The 22,735-nt window shown below is 58.9% G+C and carries 15 protein-coding genes; 10 read left to right on the forward strand and 5 right to left on the reverse strand.

The genetic code is table 11. The annotated features are described in order from the left end of the window. Window positions 1-64: 64 nt before the first annotated feature. Window positions 65-1,939, reverse strand: coding sequence for a putative bifunctional diguanylate cyclase/phosphodiesterase (locus JFT66_RS10510; RefSeq protein WP_034118338.1), 1,875 nt, complete (start codon window positions 1,937-1,939; stop codon window positions 65-67). A 257-nt stretch (window positions 1,940-2,196) separates the two neighbouring features. Here JFT66_RS10510 and JFT66_RS10515 point away from each other — a divergent pair, with 257 nt between their 5' ends. Beyond that, on the forward strand, window positions 2,197-3,543 hold the full coding sequence (locus tag JFT66_RS10515) for an HD domain-containing phosphohydrolase (RefSeq protein ID WP_198859230.1): 1,347 nt from the start codon (window positions 2,197-2,199) through the stop codon (window positions 3,541-3,543). Between the two features lie 12 nt (window positions 3,544-3,555). On the opposite strand, the gene JFT66_RS10520 is transcribed toward JFT66_RS10515, so the two are convergent. Continuing rightward, window positions 3,556-7,689: a dermonecrotic toxin domain-containing protein gene (locus JFT66_RS10520; RefSeq protein WP_198859231.1), complete on the reverse strand. Its 4,134-nt coding sequence runs from the start codon at window positions 7,687-7,689 to the stop codon at window positions 3,556-3,558. A 219-nt stretch (window positions 7,690-7,908) separates the two neighbouring features. Between JFT66_RS10520 and JFT66_RS10525 the strand changes: the two genes are divergently transcribed. Continuing rightward, window positions 7,909-8,322, forward strand: a complete 414-nt coding sequence (locus JFT66_RS10525) for an NUDIX hydrolase (RefSeq protein ID WP_153839768.1) — start codon at window positions 7,909-7,911, stop codon at window positions 8,320-8,322. Between the two features lie 19 nt (window positions 8,323-8,341). Here the strand turns inward: JFT66_RS10525 and metR are convergent, their stop codons facing one another. Next, entirely contained in the window at window positions 8,342-9,259 is a 918-nt protein-coding gene (gene metR, locus JFT66_RS10530; RefSeq protein WP_034118334.1) for a transcriptional regulator MetR, read from the reverse strand. 78 nt (window positions 9,260-9,337) lie between these two features. Next, window positions 9,338-14,950, reverse strand: a complete 5,613-nt coding sequence (locus tag JFT66_RS10535) for a dermonecrotic toxin domain-containing protein (protein WP_198859232.1) — start codon at window positions 14,948-14,950, stop codon at window positions 9,338-9,340. Between the two features lie 178 nt (window positions 14,951-15,128). Here JFT66_RS10535 and JFT66_RS10540 point away from each other — a divergent pair, with 178 nt between their 5' ends. The 5 genes from JFT66_RS10540 (at window position 15,129) to JFT66_RS10560 (ending at window position 18,680) form a co-directional block, all read left to right on the forward strand. Further along, window positions 15,129-16,148, forward strand: coding sequence for an alpha/beta fold hydrolase (locus tag JFT66_RS10540; RefSeq protein WP_034118333.1), 1,020 nt, complete (start codon window positions 15,129-15,131; stop codon window positions 16,146-16,148). 57 nt (window positions 16,149-16,205) lie between these two features. Further along, complete coding sequence (locus JFT66_RS10545) at window positions 16,206-16,859, forward strand: DsbA family oxidoreductase (RefSeq protein WP_198859233.1); 654 nt, start codon at window positions 16,206-16,208, stop codon at window positions 16,857-16,859. A gap of 122 nt (window positions 16,860-16,981) precedes the next feature. After that, window positions 16,982-17,902 carry an arginase gene (locus JFT66_RS10550; RefSeq protein ID WP_198859234.1) on the forward strand — a complete coding sequence of 307 codons (921 nt, stop codon included), beginning with the start codon at window positions 16,982-16,984 and terminating at the stop codon, window positions 17,900-17,902. Next, window positions 17,899-18,279, forward strand: coding sequence for an EamA family transporter (locus tag JFT66_RS10555; RefSeq protein ID WP_162524983.1), 381 nt, complete (start codon window positions 17,899-17,901; stop codon window positions 18,277-18,279). The genes JFT66_RS10550 and JFT66_RS10555 overlap by 4 nt, the downstream gene beginning before the upstream one ends. After that, entirely contained in the window at window positions 18,276-18,680 is a 405-nt protein-coding gene (locus JFT66_RS10560; RefSeq protein ID WP_198859235.1) for an EamA family transporter, read from the forward strand. The genes JFT66_RS10555 and JFT66_RS10560 overlap by 4 nt, the downstream gene beginning before the upstream one ends. Window positions 18,681-18,767: 87 nt before the next feature. Here JFT66_RS10560 and JFT66_RS10565 read toward each other — a convergent pair whose 3' ends face one another. Continuing rightward, the gene (locus JFT66_RS10565; protein ID WP_198859236.1) at window positions 18,768-19,538 is read right to left on the reverse strand and encodes a MipA/OmpV family protein; all 771 of its coding nucleotides are present in this window, start codon (window positions 19,536-19,538) and stop codon (window positions 18,768-18,770) included. 239 nt (window positions 19,539-19,777) lie between these two features. Here JFT66_RS10565 and JFT66_RS10570 point away from each other — a divergent pair, with 239 nt between their 5' ends. From JFT66_RS10570 to JFT66_RS10580, 3 genes are read left to right on the forward strand one after another with little or no spacing between them, the layout of a single operon-like run. After that, window positions 19,778-20,482 (forward strand): MtnX-like HAD-IB family phosphatase, encoded by a 705-nt coding sequence (locus JFT66_RS10570; RefSeq protein ID WP_034118327.1) that lies wholly within the window; start codon window positions 19,778-19,780, stop codon window positions 20,480-20,482. Next, a complete protein-coding gene (locus JFT66_RS10575) occupies window positions 20,475-21,869 on the forward strand; it encodes an aspartate aminotransferase family protein (RefSeq protein ID WP_034118326.1) in 1,395 nt (464 codons plus the stop codon). Before JFT66_RS10570 ends, JFT66_RS10575 begins: the two co-directional genes overlap by 8 nt. Further along, window positions 21,866-22,714, forward strand: a complete 849-nt coding sequence (locus JFT66_RS10580; RefSeq protein WP_034118325.1) for an alpha/beta hydrolase — start codon at window positions 21,866-21,868, stop codon at window positions 22,712-22,714. The genes JFT66_RS10575 and JFT66_RS10580 overlap by 4 nt, the downstream gene beginning before the upstream one ends. Window positions 22,715-22,735 lie beyond the last annotated feature (21 nt).

Below are 22,735 nucleotides of genomic sequence, written 5' to 3' on the forward strand. Positions count from 1 at the left end.
TGAGGTGATAGACGCAAAGAGCGTGGCAAGGCATGGCTCAAGCGGTCGTTCCTTGGGCAGAAGGTTAGTAAGCAGGCATCAGGCTGCGTTGTCCGGCTTGCAGTAACTGGGCGAAATCCTCGGCGGCCACGGCTTTACTGAACAGGAACCCCTGGCCTTCCTCGCACTGGTGGGCTTTGAGGAACACCAATTGCTCAACGGTTTCCACGCCTTCGGCGATGATGTTCAGGTCCAGGCTTTTACCCAGGCTGATGATGGCGCTGATCAGTTGCGCATCCTGGCTGTTTTCACTCAAGCCGCGAATGAACGATTGATCGATCTTCAGCACATCAATGGGAAAGCGCCGCAGGTAGCTGAGGCTGGAATACCCGGTGCCGAAGTCGTCGATGGACAGCCGCACCCCCAAGGTTTTGATGCGTCGAAGGGTGGTCAACGTGTCTTCGGCGTTTTGCATCAATACCCGTTCGGTGATCTCCAGCTCCAGTAAATGCGGGGCCAGGCCCGTACGCTCAAGGATCTCCACCAGATTGGCGACAAAATTGCGCTGGCGAAAATCAATCGCCGAGATATTCACCGAGATGCAGATAGGCGGCAGGCCGGCGACCTGCCAGGCGCGCGCTTGCTCACAGGCCTGGCGCAACACCCATTGGCTTAACGGCACGATCAGGCCGCTGTCTTCGGCCACGGGAATGAAGGCCGAGGGGTAGATCCAGCCGTGGTCGGGCTGGTGCCAGCGAATCAAGGCTTCGGCGCCGACGATCTGCCCGCTGTTCAAGTCCAGTTTCGGTTGGTAATGCACGATAAACTCATTGCGCAGCAACGCCAGCCGGATGGCGCTTTCCAGGCTTTGCTGTTCCTGGGCACGCAGGTTCATTTCGTCGATGAAAAAGCTGAAATCGTTAGGGCCTTGGTCCTTGATGGTGTGCATCGCGGTTTCGGCTTTTTTGATCAACTCCACGGCGCTGCTGCTGTCGTCAGGGTAAACACTGATGCCTACGCTGGCGGTGACGCTCAGGTCGTGGCCGGCCACATAGCGGGTCGCGCTGACGGCCGCGAGGAGTTTTTCGGCAATGTACTGAGTTTGCTGGGGATGCTTGATGTCGTTGAGGATCAGTACAAATTCGTCGGAGCCGTAGCGAAACACCGAGTCCGACTCGCGCACCGTGGCCACCAGGCTTTGGCTCACCTGCTTGAGCATTTCATCGCCGACCGGGTGGCCCAGTGCGTTGTTGATGCGTTTGAAGCGGTCCAGACCGATAAACATCACTGCCAACTGGGTGTCATGGCGCCGGCAGACCGCGATGGCTTGTGTCAGGCGGTCGCCCAGCAGTGTGCTGTTGGGGAGTTCTGTGAGGGCGTCGTATTGCAGCAGGTGCGAGACTTTGAGCAGTTCCTGGACCCGCTCTTCAATGGTGCGTTCGAGCCCGATCAGTTTAAGTGCAGCGTCGTGGGCCAGTTGCCATTTCCACGTCAAGGCAGTAGCCATCTGGCGGATTTCGAGATCGTCGAATGGCTTTTTCAGGATCAGCAACTGATCGTCATATTGGAGGCGCGCTTCGATGGCTTCAAAGGAATAGTCAGAGTAGGCCGTGCAGAGGGCGATTTGCAGGTGAGGGTCCACGTTCCACAGCTGTTCGATGGTGTCCAGGCCATCCCAGCCCGGGGGCATGCGCATGTCGATGAACACCAGGGCATAGGGGGCATTGTCAGCCAGGGCCTTGTTCACCAGCTCCAGGGCTTCCTGGCCCTGATAGGCGGAGTCGAGCACAAAGGTCTGACGCACTGCCGGGGCGGTACCGAACAGGGTTTCTTCAATGCTGTCCAGGGACTGGCCGCCATTGGCATCGGCGCACAGCACCTTGCGAAAATCCGCATGGATCGAGGCCGTGTCGTCCACGATCAGGATACGTCGATTGGCCCGGCCTGAGCGGGGGGTCATGGCTGGTTCCGAGAAGCGGGTAACGCCGGTTTCTGGCGCATAGGGTTTCCTTACCTTGAATGCGTGAAGTAAACAGGGTGGGGCACCGGTTTCATCCCACCAGCATAGTCGGCTCCTTGAATAAGTCGGCCAGTTGGCGTCAAATCAACGCCAGTTGCCCCGGCATTCATCTAGCGCTCAATGTTTGCGCAAGTACAGCGATGGATTACGTTGGGGCGCAATGAAGCAATTGTGTGTCATTGCCAGGAGGTGTCGCCATGGATGAACAACTCGCTACGACGTCCCCCTACACCCCCACCATTTTGCTGGTCGACGACGAAGAATCGATCCTCAATAGCCTGCGCCGCCTGTTGCGTGGCCAACCCTATGATGTGTTGCTGGCCGGCAGTGGTGCCCAGGCCCTGGAGATCATGGCGGCCCAACCCATTGACCTGGTGATGACCGACGCACGCATGCCGACGATGGATGGTGCGATGCTGCTGGCCGAAACCCACCGCCTGTACCCGTCCACCACCCGCATCCTGCTGACTGGCTATGCCGACATGAGCATGATGATCAAGGCGATCAACGAAGGTCAGATTCACTGCTACATCAGCAAACCCTGGAACGACGAGGAAATGCTCCTGACGTTGCGCCAGTCCCTGGAGCACCGGCATTCCGAGCGCGAGCGGTTGCGTCTTGAACAGTTGACCCACACACAGAACGACGAGTTGAAGGCCCTCAACGCCACCCTGGAAAAGCGCGTGCAGGCGCGCACCAGCGAACTGCAGCAAACCGCCGACATGCTCGACCTGGCTTACGATGAACTCAAGCGCAGCTATGTGACCGGCACCGAAGTGTTTTCGCTGTTGGCCAACTTGCGCCTGCCCAAGCAGAAGCAGACCAACCGCCAGTTGATCGAGCTGATTCGGGTGTATTGCAAGGCTCAGGCGCTGGACGATGCCAGCGCCCGTGACCTGACCATGGCCGCCGCGCTCTACAACATCGGCAAGTTGAGCTGGAGCGACAGCATGATGGTCGCACCCTCGGACTTGCTGCACAGCACCGACCGGGAGCGCTACCGGGCTTACCCGACCCAGAGCGAGTCATTGCTGATGACCCTGGAGCCGATGAAGGACGCGGCGCGTTTGATCCGTCATCACCAGGAGCGCTGGGACGGCACAGGGTTTCCAGACCATCTCAAAGGTGAGTCGATCCCTGCCGGCGCGCGGTTATTGAAGCTGGCCGTCGACTTTATCGAATTGCAGAAGGGCTTGATTCTCGAGCGCCAGATGAACAGCGATGAAGCACTGCTCTACATTCGCAAATACGCCGGCAAGCTCTATGACCCGGGCATGGTCGAAGACTTCGTGCAGGCCTGCGCCGCGTTCCTCAGTGACGTGACGCTGGGTGACCCGAGCGTGAAAGTCTTGACCACCCGCGAACTGGCCGAGGGCATGGTGCTGGCGCGCAACCTCAATGCCGACAACGGCATGCTGCTGCTCAACGCCGGCAAGGTGCTGAACCTGCCGCTGGTCGATAAGTTGATTGCGTTTGAAGCGATGGAAGGCGCCAAGTACAGCGTGTTTATCAAGGCGCCCGACGAACCGCTGCTGCTCACCTAGGGCTGTGTTGTTCTACACCCCCCAGGCTACTGGCTTGCTGGCGTGGTAATCATAGATACCCCTGAGTATGAAGATATCTTTGGCGTCCTCTTTTCCGGCTTTTTCAATCGCCACGCGCCATAGACCCCGGCCCGCGCCTGCCTGCACTTGGGGTAAATCCACATAGGTAAAGTTGCCGATTTTCTTGCGACTGACACGGCCTGCTTCAATATCCTGGATGATTTCCTCAAGTTTTGCTCTGGCCGGGTCTGGCAGGAGTGTTTTTTGGGTTTCTGCCAGTTCATCCAGCCTCACGATGTTGACGGCCGGATCTCGGGTCGGTATGGGTTCTGGAACAGCGGGAGGCGCGGGCCGGGTGGGTGGCCTGTCAACTCTATGTGTTTGAACGCGTGGTGTGTCGAATTCTAGTGGCGTTGAAAATTGGGACAGGCCGCTTTCAAATTTGGCGATAGCGGTGCTGTCGACCATGTGCGCGGGTGCGTCGGGACTTTGCTGATTGCCTCGCGATATGACGATATAGGGTGTTCTGGTTTGTTTGAAATCATCCGCATAGGAAGCAACGTTCAGGTCCTCGAGTTTTTTCTTTAAAAATTTAATCCTGAATAGGGCTAAATCTTTTTTTATATCGGAGTCCGATAAAAACTGAATCAGTGCTGTCTCGAGGGTGATTTGATTCCTAGAGGCATATCGTTCGACAACTGAGTATCTGTCTCCTTCGTCTAAAAAGGCGTTGATTGAGTCTTCCTGCCACGTATCAAGTTTGTATTTGTTTACAAACACATCTAGCGCGCGCTCCTGTTTTTTCGTAACAGTGAAACCTAAAAATTGCGCGCCAGTATCGGGGTCTAAAACACCAATCGTAGACAAAATTTCTTTTGAGAAATTTTCATTTTTGCCAATTATTTTCTTTATTTTTTTAAACAGTTGATCTTTGTTTGAGTCCGATAGGGGCGGCGTCCATATCCGTGTTGATAGGTTCAGTTCGTTATAAATATCCAGCTCGATCCGGAGTGTTAACAAGGCGTTGCGTAATTCATTTTTAGTGCGTGGATTCAAATTGTCCGGGTCTGATAGCCGGCGGCGAAATTCGGCCTCATCTAGAGGCCTGCTTGCGTATTGTCGTGCGTTACTCAGAAGTTGTCGCTTCTGGTGTTGACTCATTTTTTTAATGATTTCTTCGCAAACCCGCATGTCCGCTTCTGATGCATAAACCCCAAGCGCTGCGATCAAATCCACATCCACTTGCTGTTCAGGTGTGAGCGAGCGCAGGCTGCCCAACACTGAACCTCCACCCCGGGTATGTCGTTCGAAACGTGGCTTCCAGCTTTTTGCATCACCCGGCACCACCATAAAGTCTGGGCGGTTGCCTGCCGGGGCTTTTACATAACGCGCACCGTCCTCCACATAAGACTGAAACAGGTGATAGCGGCCGGTCTCATCGCGCATCGCGATCAGTTGGTTATTGTGTTTATCAAAAAAACACGGGGCGCTGCCCACCGGTCGCGACAGCTTGTAATGATGGGCCTGGGCAAAGGCCGGCAAATCAAATAACGGCTCAATCCGTACCGGCAACCGATAAGCTGCAACGTCGAGCCAGGCGGGTTCCAGCGGCCTTATTGCGGCTCCTGCCAACGCGACGCTGGTTTTTTGCCCCACGCCGGTTTTTTTCACCAGCCCCGGGATGCGGTGCCCCAGTTGTCTGGCCAGGCCCAACCCTCGATTGATGCTGCGGCGCAAAAGCGCCTGCGCCGTCTTGGCGGGTATCAGGCCGAGCAGAAAGTCGGCGGTTTCCACGCCAAACATAAAGGCGTTCACCGTCGACTCCAGGGAAATTTCGGCATTGCTGCGTGAGCGGAAATCGGCGTGGGAGAGTTGAAAGCCCAGTTGCGCGGAATACAGGTATGCGAGGAAATTACCGGTTATCGGCGTCAAGGCATACCGGTGCACGCCGCGGGTATCGTTGAAGATCCGTGTGATCTCCAGCGCATCATTAGTGGCCATCCGCTGGATGAAATAGGCTTTCCATTCGGGTTTCGCTTTCAGTGCGTCCAGTTGCGCCAGCCCGTTGGCCAGTTCCCTGAAGGGCACGTCATCCGGCGCCTCCGGGGTATAGAGCACACTGACCCCGTCAGGCCTGGTGCCTTTTCGATGAATGACCAGGACGCGATTGATTACCTGCCCCCCTTGACCCCGTGCCTGCGCGCCGCCCAGCACCAGCAGGTTGACCTCTATTTCGAACCCGCTCACTCGGGGGCGGGTGCTGGAGTCGGGGTGTTCGTTGATGGCCTTTATCCAGTCAAACCCGCTGCCGGGGGTCTGGAAAGTAAACAGTGTGTGGGCGGCAGGGTTGAGGCGAGTCTCAAGGGCATCCTTGTTCATTTGCGCCGCGCAGGCGCGCTGCCAGGCGGTGGCGAAGGTGCTTCCCGTGCCGCTCTCGGAGAAGGCTGACCGAAGGTACGCGGCGTATTTTTGCCCAATGTCGGCCTCCTGGGCGAGGGCGCGTAAATCAGTATTGTCGAGCGCCCCCCACTTTTTCCCGGCGGTGTCGAAGATGTTGGCGGTGGCGCTGATCGTTCGGTGTATGTCATGCACGGACCAAGGGTCGAGATTGCGCCGGGCATAACTTTCCAGGGTGCGCAAATCCACAGCGACTTGTGTCTTCCAGGTGCCCCAGGTCAGTTTTCGCTGCGCCAGATACTCTGGGATATGTATCTTGGGGTCTTGGCTGATGTAGACCGTGGCCGTTTCCTCGTCACGATAGCCTGTGACCTCGGCCGTCCTGGAATTGGACACGCGCAGATGGACCAGGCTTCTATAGGTGGCTATCTCCACGTTGGTAAAGGCCGGCTTCTGTCTTTTGAGCACCGTCTCGGTCTCTTGCTGCGAAAACGCCTGGAGTGTCGCGATGTTCTCAAGCAGTGGCGTGAGTGCCTGATGGCTATCAAGCAGCGCTTGTTCCAGTTCGCGGTACTGGACCTGCTCTTGAGGCTCGGCCAATTTCAGCCAGACGGGGTCGGCTTCCAGCAGGCGCAGGTTTCGCGCTGCGAGAGCATGGGAGACGTCCAACTGCGGCGCCAGGTCTGCACTCAGGTCAAGCTCGCCGGCCGATGGCAATGTCTCGTTGCGCAAGGTGTTGCGGGTTGCATGAAATTGGCGGACTCGTAGTGAGTGGATGCTGTCGATGATCACGTCCGCGATGATCTGTGCCAGTTGCTCAGCCAGTTCGGGCGCATCGCTCAGCACCGCACGCGCCGCGTTTGGCAGGCTGGCGATCAGCAGCTTGCCTGCCAACAGCCCCTCACGTATTCGCGCCACGACGGTTTCGTTCAAGGTCTCCAGGCTTGCGTATTCTTCAAACCCTTCGCTTGGGCTGTACAGCATCACTTTTCCTGCGAGGGCTGTGGTGCCCGCACTGCTGAGGATGAAGGCGCCGGCGAACTCACTGCCATCCTTCAGCGTCAGTCGGTAGACCATGGGTCTGTTGGCGGCGGTAAACACCTGTTCCCGCCCCGCGGCACTTGGGTACTTCAGCACGTTGTCTGCCAGCGCCCGGCCTGCCCGCGACAGCGTGCCGTCGACTGTGCCCAGGGCCAACTGATGAGCCAGCACTTGTCGGCGCAGGAAGACCAACTGCTCTTGCGGGTTGGGTTGTGCGTCCTGGCCCTTGGTCCAGAACGTATTCAGGCTTAGGGTGATAGCAATTGCTGGCGCGTTGGTCAGCGTCGCTATCGAGCCGATTGAAACCAGGCGTTTGTCCGCGTCCAGTGTGTTGCATTCCCGGTAGAAGGCGCCGGTCTCCTGGCTGGCCGGCGCGTCGGCTTCGCGCAACCGCTTGATCAGCGACCCCAGGGGCTCGCAGGACAATAGTTGCGGTTGCTCGGCCTGGTCCAACTGGTAACGGCTGTAGAAGATCTGGTTGGGGTCGATGGGCCGCGGCGCATCGGGAAATATCGCCGCCAATTGCTGCTGATACACGCCGCCCGGCCTCGGCTGTTTTTGCAGCAGTTCGTCGGTTTGGGCATTGAGCCTGTCCAGCTCGCGAATGAGGTGTGCCTGTTGCTCGTGGGCCGAAAGCGAAGCGGGCACCACCACAGGAAGTGTCACGGGCTGGGTAGCTTCAGAAGCGGGAGGCAATGAAGTGTGCATGGGTAAACTCTTATAACGAGGGCACGCCACACCGAAGATGGCGCGTGCCCGGCTGAATAGGAGTTTGCGAGTCTAGGGGCGCAGGTTGTCGCTTAAGGGGTGCTTGTTTGTCGGATTAACCAGCACCGTGTGACCGCCAGGCAGGCTCAAGACAACACGGTTGCCAGTGCCTAACGCCCATGTGATCCTTGCCGGCTTTTGAGATAAGGCGTTTATTCCATGTCCATGACTATCCGCATTGCCGCCGCCCTGTTGATCGGCAGCGACGGCCGAACCCTGCTGGTGCGCAAGCGCGGCACCCAGGCCTTTATGCAGCCGGGTGGCAAGATCGATGCCGGTGAACAACCTGTGGAGGCCCTGGCCCGTGAGCTGCACGAAGAGCTGAACCTGCGCATCGATCCAGGCCAGGCCAGCTATCTCGGTCACTTCTCGGCACCCGCCGCCAATGAGCCGGGGTTCACCGTGCAGGCTGAGTTGTTCCAGGTGCATATCGACGGGGCGGTGTCACCCGCCGCAGAGATTGAAGAGGTGTGCTGGATAGACCCGGCCAGTGACGGCGGCTTGCCGTTGGCGCCGTTGACCCGCGACCACATTTTGCCGTTTTACCGCGCTTCGCTGGCCACTAACGCCTGATCAACCCATTGATGGGCTGTCAGCGCACGGCGCTGACCCCATCCAGGGTGGAAAACGACGTGTCCTTGGCCGTCAGCAAAAAATCGCGCATATACGGCGCATCCAGCATGTCCGCGCGAATCCCGGCATACAGCGTCGCAAACAAGCCTTTCTCGCCCAGGCGCTTGGCCTTTACATAGCCGCGCGAGCTGTACTCATGCAGCGCCCAATGCGGCATGCCGCATACGCCACGGCCGCTGGCCACCAGTTGCATCATCATCACCGTGAGTTCCGAGGTACGCACCTGGGCGGGTTCGACGTCGGCAGGCTCCAGAAAGCGCGTGAAGATATCCAGGCGGTCGCGCTCCACCGGGTAGGTGATCAACGTCTCCGTGAGCAGGTCTTCGGGCACGATGTACGACTTGTTCGCCAGCGCGTGCTGGTTGGCCACCGCCAGCATGGCTTCGTAGGTAAACAGCGGCACATAGGTGATACCCGGCAATTCCAGGGGGTCGGACGTCACGACCAAGTCCAGGTCGCCACGTGCCAGCGCTGGCAAGGGCGCGAAGGCGAAACCCGAGGCAAGGTCCAGCTCGACCTCCGGCCAGGCGTCGCGGAACTGGTCGATGGTCGGCATCAGCCATTGGAAGCAGCTATGGCATTCGATGGCCATGTGCAGCCGCCCGGCGGTACCACCGGCCAGGCGTGCGATGTCCCGCTCGGCACCGCGCAGCAGCGGCAGGGTCGCATCGGCCAGTTGCAGCAGGCGCAGGCCGGCGCTGGTGAAGCGCAGCGGCTTGGTCTTGCGCACGAATAACGGCATGCCCAGGCGCTCTTCCAGCTCCTTGAACTGGTGAGACAGGGCGGACTGGGTCAAGTGCAGGCGTTCGGCGGCCTCCACCAGGCTGTCGGCTTCGCGCAGGGCGTGCAAGGTCTTGAGATGGCGGATTTCCAGCATGGCGGCCTCCATGAATAAATTTTGTGCTTAATGATAAAGCATTGAAAAGTATTCATGTTGGCCGCTACGCCATTCAGGTTAGTTCAGGGCCTCGAAGTGCTGCTTGGCGAGCGGTTTGTCGATATTGCCGCGCCAGATTTTAACGTCTGCAAAGGTGGCCCCGGCACCCACTTTAGCCGCCTGCCATTTCATGCCCAGGTATTGTTGTTCGAAGAGCTTCAAATGTGCCTTCTCAAAGTTTTCGAACAGTGATCGAGGCGTTACATAGTGAAAGTGCGCATACCAGATCGGTTTGTCGGCTTTTCCCTGCCTGGTTGCATCGTAAACCTCGTACTCCTGCAGGTAGTCGTCTTGCCCGTCAGGGCGTTTGTCTCTGAGCTTTTGACGCGTGCCTTTTTTTCGAATCAGCACTCGGCCTTTTTTAATCAGGTAGTCCAGGTAGCCCTCCGTGGGGGTCTTGCTCTCCAGACTGCGCTGGATACGCAGGGCTTCCCCTGACTGTTTAAGCGCCGCGGCCCGGCTGCGCAGTTGCTCGACCAGTGGGTTGCCGGCATCCAGGCTTTGCACGTTACTGGCTCGGGTTTCAAGAGCAGTGGCTTCTGCTACACCCAGCATATGTTCGAGATTGATCGGTTCCATGGTTGTGTAGCCGCGGACTTTGTTTTCCAAGGCATCCACTGCTTCCAGGCGAGCACGGGCCTCGGCCACGACGGCCTTGACGTCGGTCGGCAGTTTCGGTGGTGGTGGGGCGGGGCGGCTCTGGGTCGTATTCAGGCGAAAGGTGTTGCTCTCTGCGATGTTATCCCACACCTCAATGACCGTTCCATCTGCGTCGTTGACCATGAATTGTCTTGGCGATTGTTGCCCGGCGGGTTTTTCGATCCCGATCATTAAGTGTCCGTCTTCGGTTTCAAAAACAGCCTGAGTTGCGTTCGACTTCGGTTCGGAGGCGGGCTTCTTTATGGCGCGCTGGGCTTTTTGAATCAGGCGTTTAAGTTCGTTTTGCAGGAGTGGGAGGAAGGTTTGGTCGAAATGATCCGGTGAGCTGTCGTTCCAGGCGATCAGGTCACGGGAAAGTTCTTCGTATACCTCGATGCAGTTTTGCAGTATCCGGTTGCGTTCAACCCTGGTGATAGTGGCTTCGTTAAGGGTCATGTGCAGGGGCCCGAAACGATCGAGTTTGCGCCTGGCGTGGTTCACTGCGTGTTCCAGGTAGACCCATTCAATGCTGATGGTTGACGGTCGAAGCGTGAGGGCTTGTATAAGGTTGCCGCTTCTGATGCTGGCTAGGCGTAGGTCGGTAAACCTTCTTTTCCATTTGTCCAGAAGGGGCGCCATCTCCGTACGCGTTTTTTTGACGGTTATGCGCTTGGTCCACGTGCTCATGTCCTTTATTGAGCTTTCTATCCGGTTCAGTTCGTCGAGATGGTCAAGACGGCACTGCCTGATTTCACTGAGCAGTGCCGGAATCCTGCCAGGTACGAGAGACGAGCTTTTGAGTTCGCGATTGCTCGCGATTAATCGCTCAGTCAATGCAAGTGACCGGTTACTGGCGTTTTCGAGCAGGCGGTTCAATCGATCCGATACGATGTAGGCTGTTCTATTCAGTTCCTCGGGAATGTCGAATTCTGAAAGGCGCACTTGCTTCTGCCTGGCATCTTCAAACGATGTGTGCATTTTTTTTGCGTCTTCAATGTCCTTGGTCAGGTCGATGTCCAGCGCCTTACTGTCCCTGGTTTTTTGAGCTGACACAGCATTCGGGGTCGGGTGGTCGTTCAGGTATTTTTTCAGTTTGGTGTCGCTCTGCGTTATCTGAGAGCAAAGCTCGTTGAATTGCTTTATCACCGAGTTATTGAGCTCAAGGCGCTGCATGTTGATCTGAAGCGCAGCGTCCGGCAGTTGCCGATTGACCGCCGGTGGTACGCTCGCCCCCGCTCGCGATGCTCCCCGCCCGCGCCTGCTGCCGCCGCCATAAGCGGTAAGGCGGCCGCCATACAGGGCCGAGTAAGTGTTCCACTCCAGTGCCTGGTCCAGAGCGATGACTGGCGAGTAGTGCTTGCCCTTGGCGGTCAAGCGCATTTCATGCGTCGTCGGGTCGAACTTCACCTTGAAATAACGGCCGCCGTCGGCGATGAAGTGCTCGCCGGAGGTATGCCGCAACGTGTGGCGATAAGCACCGGTATGCACCGGTTGCAGGCTGCCGATTTCAAGCGGTTGATCGAATTCATAGCCGGCGAAGCGATGGCCGCTGGTTTTTGCCTGGCGAGACTTCAGGTTGCGCCAGAAGCCAGGGCGCCATGCGTGTTTGAGTTGGTGCTGGAGCATCAATGCCTTTGCGGTGGCGGGCCGGGCCGGGGGCACCGCAGCAAATGTCAGGGCGTCCATGCCGGCATACACCAGGCACTCGAACACCGAAGCCAACTGGTCAATGCCATGGTGCGTGTCGCCTTTCCTGAGGGCATCGACGGCGGCGTACAGGCTGGTGGTGGCATCGGCCAGGGAAACGGCGGTGCCGATCAGCGGAATAAAACCCAGCGCGATTTTGATGCCGTTGAACACAAAGCCACTCTTGAGCGCGTATTTTTCATCGGCCAGGTCTTCGTTGGAGCGGGCGTCATTTCGATTGCTCTCAATCAAGCGCCCCATGTGGGCATCCAATTGATGGGCCGCCAGGGAGGTGGTGACCGGCCAGGGAAAGCCGACACCGATGATCGCGTCAAAGTTTTTTGTTTTGGCCAGGTCGATGCGGTTGACGTGAGACCTGGGTTCGCCAGTCAACGCACGGCTTGCCACGTAGTTGACCATGCTATCGAGGCTGCACAGGTCAAACAGTTTCTTGCGTGCCAGTTCGAGGCTGTCGAAGCGTCGCAGGCAGCGTTCATCCGGCGCGTCAGGCAAGTAAAGCAAGGTCGTCCCGGAAGTTTTTTCCTGTATGAAACTCACGCCTGAGAGGGTGACCGTGCCATAGGCGTTATTGTCGCTGTCGTCGACCAGGGTTGCTGGTAACAGGGCAATGCGCTGGGTGCCGATTGCCCAGTCCGCCTGTGTGTCGGCGTCGATTGCGATCTCCAGAATATTCAGGTCATCGGCGGTTATATGGTTCTGCATGAACGCCAACTGGCCCTGAATCTTGAGCATCAGGCGCAGCGGTTCGGTCAGGCATTCGCGGCGGTAGTCTTGCTGGAAGGTCGACGCTTGTGGGGTGCCCCTGAATGCCTGGTAGATGCGTGTTTCATAGTCTTTTGCCAGGTTAAGGTCGCGGATCATCCTGACCAGGTAGGTGCCATTGATACCGGCCTTGAGGCTATTGAGTTCGGCGGTGTTGTCAGCCGTCACCTCCAGGGTCATGTAGTGCAGGCGCTTGCCCAGGCTGCTGTCGATGTTGCTAAGTGCCAGTTCATCCAGCGACATCTTGCTACGCTGGAGGCTGGGGGTGGTTTTCATCTTGAAGGGCGTTCCGCCGACGCCGCTGCCCCCTTCGACAGGATCCCTGGCTTCTGTTGTCGAGTCAGGCAGCTCCAACTGCACGGTAAAACCCTGGGTGATAGAAAAATCCTCGCGCAGGCGTGAGTCGATCTTCAGCCTGACGAACTCATCACGTGGCGCCAGTGACCGATCGAGCAGCGCCTGTGCGCGCTTGAGTGCCGGAATGTAAGCCTTGAGCCGACTCTTGAGTAGCTCGCGTTGGTCCTCTGCTTGTATGCCAAGCCAGGTCGGTAGTTTTTCCGCCAGGTGGCTGCTGTTGTTCTGTTCCACGATCTGCAAAAAGGCCGCTTCGCGGGCGCTGTGTTCAGGGACCTGGAGTTGTTCGAAGGTCTCTTCGCGTAATGTTTTCAGGTGTTCGGCCAGCGTGTCGGCATCGTCGGGGCTGGTATAGGTCGAGCGCAACTGCGCCGCATGCTCCTCGAACTCGGCCTGCTGAAGGCTTAGGCTGTGTTCAAAGGGGTTGCCGGTCAGCTCCTTGAGCATCAGGGCAAGCCGGTCGTCCTGAGGGGCGATGTTGAACAGGGCAGCTTCCAAGGCGTGTCGGGAGGTGAAGCGTTGCAAGGCGCCGCCGGCGCCGGGCCAGTAGACCAGGTAACTGGCGGCGGATGTGGGCAGCGGTTTCAACGCCGTTACGGCAGTGAACACCAGAGGCCCTTTGAGCTCGCTTTCGGTAATTTTTTTCGTGGCATTGGTTTGTTCGGTGACCGAGAGGGTCATTGAATAGGCCGCTACTTCAACAAGGCGGTCTTTGGCCACGGGCGAATCAAGCACGACCTCCAGCAATTTCAGTTCATCGGCGCTGATCTGGTTCAGAGCCTGCTGAATCTGCGCTTCGATTCTCAGCCCCGCCACGCGCGCATTGTAAAGAGCGGTAAATTGGGTGTTGAGGGTCGCTACATCGCTGGGGCGTCTTTCAAGCATGAGGCGTGCCGCAACGGCTGACGCTTGCTGGTGTACCCGCAACTCATCGAGTTGCTGCTTGAATCGCTGCACCTGTGCGTTCCGGTCGGCTGCAGCCGTGGTTTCGCCAAACAGAGTATCCAGGGCCTGGCGTTGTTGCTGAACTCGGGCCTGGCGGTGGCTCAATGGCAGGCTGGCATAGAGCAGGCCGAACTGCGCAAACGGATCGTCCTCAAGTGGGTGGCGCGCTGGCAGTTCAGGTGCCTGTGCAAACAGCGAATGGCTCTGACGCTGTTTATCGAACGCTTCGACAGGCAGCCGCGCCAGGTTGGCATTATCGATTTCGACACCCGGGACAGGCTTGATCGCCTCGCGAAATTGGGCATCGGCCAAGAGGTTAAGCCAGTCGCTGATACCGGTTTGCAGCAGGCGGGTCTTGAGACGGTAGCCAATCGTGGCCAGGGGGTCGAAGTTCGCGGTCGAAAACAGGACCTGTTGGTGAGTGATCAACCAGCGTTCCATGTCCGTGCGTTTGGCGAACGTGCGCCAAGCCGGTTGATGGGCGGGCAAATACACCAACTGGCTGACCGGTTGATCGGTATCCAGGGTTAACACCCATGCTCCAGGCAGGACGAGAGCGTCGGCAGCAGGGCGCATGAGTACGATTTGTTCAGTGCAGATCTTTTCGGCTCCAGGCTCTGCCAGGAGAGGATCGATAATGGCAAACAGTGGGTTGAGCGCCGCGGCGCTGATTGCACCTTGGGCCAACAGCGCTTCGCCAGAGGCCTCGAAGTGGATCTTGTACAGCTCGGTTGCCCTTGCACGGCATGACACAGGCTGGTCGGGCGCGCGGTTGTTCAAAAAGTGCCGGGTCCAGGCATCCTTGATTGCCTGCTCCAGATCCAGCCCTTTGAGTTCATCCAGCACCATGGGCACCGTGTACCCTGAAAGCCGGTGGTTGGACGGTAAGATGAGTTGCCCCTCAGGCACTTGTGTCGTATCCAGGGAGGGGTGCTGCTGCATGTAAAGGCACGCTTCGTTTATAGATAGGATGCTTGATCCCCGCGCCTGAGTGGGCAGGAACTTCAGGGCGGTGCGCTCACCGTCCAGTTGTAAATGCTCCAGGAGCATCTGGTTGACCACTGTGCGTACCGATGGCGTGCCCGCCATCAACTCGCGCATTTCCTTGCAGCAGTCTTGCCAGCGCTGTGTGGCGTCCAGCAGCAGGTTTTCTTCAATATTCGCGGGCGGTAGCAGGAGTGATAATCCGAAATCGTTCAGGTTGACGTCTGGGGTGTCGGTCATGGCAGTGGCTCATTCATAAAAAATGATTAGAGAGCGATCGCCATAATCGGTGGTGGGACATAACTATCGGACGACCGTTGAGCGGCCTTCATCAAACTGTCACGCAACCGTGGCAGCGCGCTTGAACAAACTTCATCAGACTCGCGCTCTACTGGGGTTCTGTGTTTCGGTGTTTTTCATGCGCGTGTTGTTTTTACTGGCCGCTCTCTTATTCGGCCTGCCGTCTCTTGCGGCGTCTCGATGTGATGTCAATGTCCCGACCCAAACGGTCGACCTGGAACAGGTGAGCATCGCCTACCAGAGCATCGGCCGTGCGTCTGACCCTGCCTTGCTGCTGGTAATGGGCCTGGGCGGGCAGTTGATCCATTGGCCAGACGAGGTCGTGGTGGCCCTGTGCGAACAAGGTTTTCGGGTCATTCGCTATGACAACCGTGACGTGGGCCTGTCGACTTGGCGCCAGGCTCCGGCCAGCGCCAACCTGACCTTCGAAGTGCTGCGCTACAAACTCGGCCTGCCGGTGGCGGCCCCTTACACGCTGACGGATATGGCCGACGACGCCCTGGGCTTGATGGATGCCTTGCAGGTGCGCCAATTCCATGTATTGGGCGCGAGCATGGGCGGCATGATCGCCCAGCACCTGGCGGCGATGGCGCCGCAGCGGGTGGAAAGCCTCACGCTGATCATGACCAGTTCCGGCGCCGAAGGCCTGCCGGCACCCAACGCGGCGCTGGTGCAGTTATTGTCGCGACGCAGCGCACCTAACCGTGAGGTGGCGCTGGAACAACAGGCGGATTTGCTCGCTGCGCTGGGCAGCCCGGACGTGAAGGATGATCGCCAGGCACTCTTGCACCAGGCGGCACTGTCTTATGACCGCGCCTTCAACCCCGAAGGCGTCAAGCGCCAGATCATGGCGATCCTCGCCGAACCCAGCCGTGTGCCGTTGCTCAACCAATTGCGCGTGCCGACCCTGGTGGTGCACGGCACCGCAGACCCGCTGTTGCCGGTGATGCACGGCGTGCACTTGGCGGCGCATATCCAGGGTAGCCAACTGAAACTGATTCCTGGCCTGGCCCATCGTTTCCAGGAGGCGTTCAAGGCGCCGTTGCTGGCGGCGGTGCTGCCTTACCTGCAAGCCCATCGCGAAGATGCCGCCCACTGGGCGCAGATTGACCTGGGCGAGCCTGCGAAGGTGCTGTGAAGTTGGTGTATCGTGCAACCTTTATGGCGCACATTAATGCCAGCGAGGTTGCCTACCATGAGTACTCCCCTGAAAATCGATTTCGTCAGCGACGTGTCCTGCCCCTGGTGCATCATCGGCCTGCGTGGCCTGACCGAAGCCCTTGACCAACTGGGCAGCGAGGTGCAGGCCGAGATCCATTTCCAGCCCTTCGAACTGAACCCGAACATGCCCGCCATCGGTCAGAACATCGTCGAGCACATCACTGAAAAATACGGCTCCACCGCTGAACAATCCCAGGCCAACCGCGAGCGTATCCGCGACATGGGCGCTGCGTTGGGCTTTGCCTTTCGCACCGACGGCCAGAGCCGCATCTACAACACCTTCGATGCGCATCGTCTGCTGCATTGGGCCGGGTTGGCAGGCTTGCAGTACAACCTCAAGGAGGCATTGTTCAAGGCCTACTTCAGCGATGGCCAGGACCCGTCCGACCACGCAACCCTGGCGATCATCGCCGAAAGCGTCGGCCTGGACCTCAAGCGCGCCGCCGAGATTCTTGCCTCTGATGAATACGCTGCCGACGTGCGCGAGCAGGAGCAACTGTGGATCTCCCGTGGGGTGACATCGGTGCCGACCATCGTGTTCAACGACCAATATGCGGTGAGTGGTGGTCAGCCGGCTGAAGCCTTTGTGGGGGCGATTCGCCAGATCATCGCCGAGGCCAAAAACTAACGCCAAACACAGATCAAAATGTGGGAGCGGTGCCAGATCAGTCCTGGCCCATCCCTTGCATTACCCCCCTAAAGCCCACCCGGTCTGCGGTTGGGCGCTGCCATTAGGGGTGAAACACTACCTTGAATATTCTCGACCTCGACCACAGCCTCACCGGCCAGGCCCCGATTGCCCGGCGGTTGGCCAGCGGTCGGGCCACGCGCCTCGACCTGCTGGACCTGGGCCCGAAACTGCGTTTGTGGTCCACCGAAAAAACCTGGAAACGCTTTGTCGCGCGTCTGGCCCAACGGCCACGGCCCAGGGACGCACGCCCGGAGATTCTGTTTGTCGGTTCCGGCGACTATCACCACCTTACGCCGGCCTTTTTGGCCGACCTGAAAGAACCCATCAGCGTGATCCACTTCGACAACCACCCCGACTGGGTACGCTTTGCACCCAAGCGCCACTGTGGTTCGTGGGTCAACCGTGCGCTGAAGATGCCGGCGATCAAACGCATCGTTACCCTCGGCCCGTGCAGCGATGACCTGCATAACCCGCAACTGCGCGGCGGTAACCTCGGCGCCCTCAAGCGCGGGCACTTGCAGCTTTTTCCCTGGCAGCACCCGCCATCGAAAGTCTGGGGCCGGGTGGGCGACGGTGCCGGTCACCAGCAGCAGGAAAACCACCTGCACTGGCGCAACCTGGCCGACCTGGATTGGGCAGCATTCCTCGACCAGATGATCGCCAGCCTGCCCACCGAAGCGATCTGGATCACCATCGACAAAGATGTGCTGGCCAGTGAAGACGCCGCCACCAACTGGGACCAGGGCGGCATGCGCTTGACCCATTTGCTCCAGGCCCTGCGGGCATTGGCGGCGCATAAACGCATCATTGGTATCGACGTGTGTGGAGAGTTCGCCGTGCCCGCGTTCAGCAACGCGTTCAAGCGCTGGGAGGCCAAGTCCGACCAGCCACCACCGGAGCGTTGGACCGCGCAGGATTTGCAGCGCAATGCCGCGACCAATGAAGCCTTGATCGACCTGTTTGAGGAGCTGTTCCCGTGACCCTGACTGTAGTGTTGTTGCTGGCTTTTTCCATCGTCCTCGATGTGATTGGTCAGTTGTGTTTCAAACTGGGCGTGGACCGTTTGCCGCAACTCGATGGCGGGTTCCGCCTGCGCGCATTCTGGGGCCAGGTGTTCAATGCGCCATTGCTCTGGGCCGGCGTCGGGGCCTATGTCATCGAATTTTTCGTCTGGCTCGAAGCCTTGTCCCGCGCGCCGTTGAGCCTGCTGTTTCCGCTGGCGGCATTGGCGTATTGCCTGGTGGTCCTGGCGGGCAGAGTGGTGCTCAAGGAAACCGTCAGCCCACGTCGCTGGCTGGGCACGCTGGTGATTACTTTTGGCGTGATGTTGGTGGCGATTGCCGGGAGCCAGGCATGACGACGCAGACAATCGATACCGGCTGGTTGCATGGGCGTGTTGGCACATTGGTGCTGTGGGCACTGTTGATCGCGACCGAAAGCGCCGGGCAGTTGTTTACCAAGGTGGCCGGTGATCAATTGGGGCAGATGGACTTTACCTGGCAGTGGCTGGCTGACGTGGCACGCAACCCCGGGATTCTGGCGGCAATCGCCAGTTATCTCGGCGCATTTTTTGTGTGGATGCTGATCTTGCGGCGCAGCAGTTTGTCCTTGGCGTTTCCGTTGAGCTCGCTGGTGTTTGTGGCGGTGTTGCTCGGATCGTGGTTGGGGTTGGGGGAACACATCAGCGTGTTGCACTGGGTGGGAGTGGTGGTGATTGTGGCGGGGATTGTGTTGCTGGCGGAGGGGGAGGAGAGCTGACTGCTAAAGTGTGGGAGGGGCAAGCCCTCTCCCACATTTCGATTTCCTTATATCAGGCTGATCTGCGCCTGCTTTTTGCGCTGGCTTTTAATCGAAGGTATAGCTGATCGCAGTCTGCACCTGGCCCTGGTTCACGTCACCCGCCTGCTTGACGATGCTGCTCTTGGCCGCCGAGCCCACCAGGTGCACCCAGCTGGCGCTGGTCAACAGGGACCAGTGGGGCGCCAGGGGGAAGGCAAAGCTTTGGCTCAGTGTCACGTTTTGGAAGCCACCGCTGGCGTTGTAGGGCCGAAAGCCGGTAGCGGCGGCTTCGTTGTTGTCGACGCCGAAGAAGGTGTTGGTCTGGCGCGCATCGGCAAAATGCGCGACCAGGCCGCTGCTGCCAATAATCCCACCGCCCAGCGGGTAGCCCAGCTCGCCACCGATTTTACCCAGGGTGCCGCTCTGGGAATGCCCGCCGCCCACGGCCTGGCCCACTTGTGCGTAGACCCGCCAGAAATCGGCCGGGGCGTACTGGACGAAACCGCCGACCTCGGCCATGTCCGACACATTGCGCAAGCCCTGCAACTCGCCGTTGGAAGTACGGCCCGCCAGGTAATTGATATAGGGCCCGGCGGTGATGCCGTGGCTGTTCAGCGCGCTCCAGGTCAGGCCGTCATCGGTGCTCAGGCTGACGTTGCCCCAATCCAGGTCCAGGTAGGGCACGGGCCGGGTTTCGTAGCGGCTGCCGGTGGGGTCGTGGGGCTGATAGCTGAGGCCCGCGCCCACGTCGCCGCTGATGCCGCCTGCCCACGCGGCACTGGAAAAGCTCCACAGCCCAAGTAAACCGGTGAATACAGCAGACGTGATGTTGGACATGATGCGTTTTCCTAAGGTGGGCAGGCGCGCATGAACGCGCGAACCCTCAGGTCTGCGCAAGCACTCATGTTGTTTGTAGCAAGCTACAAAAATTGTAGCTCCCACGACACATTTTCCTCTGAATATTCGGCAAACCCCCAGCCCCGCTGGGCTTTGGCCAGTTGGCACAGTCCCTGCTCTATCCCTTGGCAAGCGCATACAGCGCGCCCTCTAAGGCCCTTTACCTAAAGGAAAGGCAGATGATCAACTGGCATATCGTGTGTGACTTCGATGGGACCATTACCCCCACGGATGTCATCGACAACGTCCTCCAACGCTTCGCAGGCCCCGAGTGGGAAACCATTGAGCAGCAATGGCTGGATGGGCATATCGGTTCACGCGAATGCCTGAGCCTTCAACTGGCGCTGATCAAAGCCACCCCAAGTGAATTGCTGGCGTATTTCGACAGCGTCGAGATCGACCCGGACTTCCCGGATTTCGTCGATCACGTCATGGGCCTTGGCGCCTCCATCGAAGTGGTCAGCGACGGCATCGAGCAGGGCATCGCCCGCATCCTGTCGCGCAACTACGTGACCCTGCTGCCGATCCTGGCCAACCGCCTGCGCCAGGTCGACCAGAACAGCTGGCGCATCGACTTCCCGTATGCCAGCGATGCCTGCCGTGCTGCTTCCGGCAACTGCAAGTGCAAATCCACCCCGCGTAACAAACGCGTGCTGGTGATCGGCGACGGCAAGTCCGACATGTGCGTGGCCTCCACCGCCGACTTCGTGTTTGCCAAGGGCAGCCTCGCCAGGTACTGCGAAGCCAACAACATTCCTCACGCGCGCTTCGACACCTTTGCCGAAGTGCCTGCATTGCTGGCCAAGCTGCCACAAGGCATCGCCGCCAACGCCACCACCTTCAACACCTCTTCTGACAATCAGGAACTCTTCCATCATGTCTGATATCCGTATCGCCACCCCCGAAGACCAGGTTCTCCTGGATAAAGAAGCCAAGTACTGCTCGTACGGCGACACCGTCCACTACATCGAACCGCCGCGTATTTTCAGCCGTTGCGAAGGCTCCTACGTATGGGACACCGAAGACCAGGCCTACCTCGACCTGCAAATGTGGTACTCGGCGGTCAACTTCGGCTACGCCAACCCGCGCTTGAACAACGCGCTGAAAAAGCAGATCGACACCCTGCCGCAAATCGCCAGCCAGTACCTGCACAAAGGCAAGATCGAGCTGTCGGAAATGATCGCGGTCGACGCCAAGAACAAGTTCGGCCTCGACGGTCGCGTGCACTTTAACGTCGGCGGTTCGCAGTCGATCGAAGACTCGTTGAAAGTGGTGCGTAACGCCTCCAACGGCAAGAGCCTGATGTTCGCCTTTGAAGGCGGCTACCACGGTCGTACGCTCGGCGCCTCGTCGATCACCTCCAGCTTCCGCTATCGCCGCCGTTACGGCCACTTCGGCGAGCGCGCCAACTTCATTCCGTTCCCATACCACTTCCGTGGCCCAAAGGGCATGACGAAAGAAGAATACGGCAGCCACTGTGTGCAGCAGTTCGCGCGTTTGTTCGAGACTGAATACAACGGCGTCTGGGATCCGAAAACCAACCAGTGCGAATACGCAGCCTTCTACGTCGAGCCGATCCAGGGCACCGGCGGCTACGTGATCCCGCCGATGAACTTCTACCGCGAACTCAAGCATGTGCTGGACCAGCACGGCATCCTGATGGTGTCCGACGAAATCCAGATGGGCTTCTACCGCACCGGCAAGCTGTGGTCGATCGAGCACTTCGACGTACAACCGGACGTGATCGTGTTCGGCAAGGCACTGACCAACGGCCTCAACCCACTGGGCGGCATCTGGGCCCGTGAAGAGTTGATCAACCCGACGGTCTTCCCGCCAGGCTCCACTCACTCCACGTTCGCCTCCAACCCGTTGGGTACGGCGGTGGGCCTGGAAATGTTCAAGATGACCAGCGAAGTCGACTACGGCGCGATGGTCATGGCCAAGGGCAAATACTTCCTGGAAGGCCTGCAGGACCTGCAGAAACGTTTCCCGATCATCGGCGACGTCGATGGCCTGGGCCTGGCGCTGCGCTGCGAAATCTGCGGGCCGGACGGTTTCACCCCGGACAAGGCGACCCTGGACTACATGGTCGAAGAAGGCATGAAAGGCGACATGGTCGTAGACGGCCAGAAACTCGGGCTGATCCTCGACGTGGGCGGTTACTACAAGAACGTGATCACCCTGGCACCGTCCCTGGAAATCAGCTACCCGGAAATCGACCTGGGCCTGAAGCTGCTCGAGCAATTGCTGGTGCGAGCGACCAAGCGGTGAGTACGTACGGTATTGACCTCGGTGAAGGCGATGCCGGCTTCGTTCTCGGTGACGGTCCGGTCGGGATCCTGTTGATCCACGGCCTGACCGGCACTCCGACGGAATTGCGCCAGGTCGCCAAGGGCCTGGCCAAGGCGGGTAACTGCACGGTGTATGTACCCACGTTGGCCGGGCATTGCGGCGATAACAGCGACCTGCAAGCCACCGGTTGGCTGGACTGGTACGAAGGCGTGCGCAAGACCTTCGTACAGGTCAGGCAACGCCACGAGCAGGTTTTTGTCGGTGGCTTGTCCATGGGCGCGGTGATGTCGATGTACGTGGCCGCCGAACACCCAGGCCAAGTCGCCGGGCTGCTGATGTATTCCACGACCTTGAAGTACGACGGCTGGAGCATTAACAAGCTGGCGTTCCTCACGCCGTTGCTGATGAAGATTCCGTTCGGCGTGCACATCTGCCGCTTCGAAGAGAAGCCGCCCTACGGCATCAAGAACGAGCGCCTGCGGGCTATCGTCGAGCGGCAGATGAAGGAAGGGGAGAGTAGCGAGGCAGGGTTGCTGACCATGGAAGGCATCACTGTGCGCGAGTTGCACCGTATGAATGCCGTGGTCAAGAAACGCATGCCCCAGGTCAAGGTGCCGGCGCTGGTGTTGCATTCCATCGAGGATGACATCACCAGCCGCTGGAACGCCGACTACGTGGAGCGCCACCTCGGCGGGCCGGTGACCAAGATCCTGCTGGATAACTGCTACCACATGATCACCGTCGACCTGCAATACCGGCGCGTGATCGAGTTGAGCGCCGAGTTTATCGAGCAACACGCGGTGCAACTCAATCGTGTGGCCTGATCCGCTTACCTGTAGGAGCGG

It is taken from the genome of Pseudomonas sp. MF6755 (assembly GCF_016405635.1).
GTDB lineage: Bacteria > Pseudomonadota > Gammaproteobacteria > Pseudomonadales > Pseudomonadaceae > Aquipseudomonas > Aquipseudomonas haemolytica.